The sequence below is a fragment of the Streptomyces sp. NPDC102437 genome (assembly GCF_044765565.1).
Taxonomy (GTDB): Bacteria; Actinomycetota; Actinomycetes; order Streptomycetales; family Streptomycetaceae; genus Streptomyces.
In genome coordinates this window covers 1-1035 of the sequence record NZ_JBIWKI010000184.1, presented here as the reverse complement: position 1 = coordinate 1035, position 1035 = coordinate 1, and the positions used below count along the sequence as shown (strand labels likewise).

Annotated in this window: 1 protein-coding gene; it reads left to right on the top strand. The window is 66.2% G+C overall.

The window, feature by feature from the left end; all coding sequences use genetic code 11:
* Positions 1 to 1035 (top strand): flavodoxin-dependent (E)-4-hydroxy-3-methylbut-2-enyl-diphosphate synthase (ispG, locus tag ACIRJP_RS42755; protein WP_404186673.1); only part of this gene is annotated, 1035 nt, incomplete at both ends.

Below are 1035 nucleotides of genomic sequence, written 5' to 3'. Positions count from 1 at the left end.
GGTCGGGTCGGTTGCGGTGGGCGGGGATGCGCCGGTGTCGGTGCAGTCGATGACGACGACGCGTACGTCGGACATCGGTGCGACGTTGCAGCAGATCGCGGAGCTGACGGCGTCGGGCTGTCAGATCGTGCGGGTGGCGTGTCCGACGCAGGACGACGCGGACGCGCTGGCGACGATCGCGAGGAAGTCGCAGATCCCGGTGATCGCGGATATTCATTTCCAGCCGAAGTACGTGTTCGCGGCGATCGACGCGGGGTGTGCGGCGGTGCGGGTGAATCCGGGGAACATCAAGCAGTTCGACGACAAGGTGAAGGAGATCGCGCGGGCGGCGGGGGAGGCGGGTACGCCGATCCGGATCGGTGTGAACGCGGGTTCGCTGGACGCGCGGCTGCTGGCGAAGTACGGGAAGGCGACGCCGGAGGCGTTGGTGGAGTCGGCGTTGTGGGAGGCGTCGCTCTTCGAGGAGCACGGTTTCCGTGACATCAAGATCTCGGTGAAGCACAACGATCCGGTGGTGATGGTCAATGCGTACCGTCAGCTGGCGGCTCGTTGTGACTATCCGCTGCATCTGGGTGTGACGGAGGCGGGTCCGGCGTTCCAGGGGACGATCAAGTCGGCGGTGGCGTTCGGTGCGCTGTTGTCGGAGGGGATCGGGGACACGATCCGGGTGTCGTTGTCGGCGCCGCCGGCCGAGGAGGTCAAGGTCGGTATCCAGATCCTGGAGTCGTTGAATCTGCGGCAGCGTCGGCTGGAGATCGTGTCGTGTCCGTCGTGCGGCCGGGCGCAGGTGGATGTGTACAAGCTCGCGGACCAGGTCAGTGCCGGTCTGGAGGGCATGGAGGTGCCGTTGCGGGTGGCCGTGATGGGCTGTGTCGTCAACGGTCCGGGCGAGGCCCGTGAGGCGGACCTGGGTGTCGCGTCCGGCAACGGCAAGGGGCAGATCTTCGTGAAGGGCGAGGTCATCAAGACGGTGCCCGAGTCGAAGATCGTCGAGACGCTCATCGAGGAAGCCCTGAAGATCGCCGAGCAGATGGA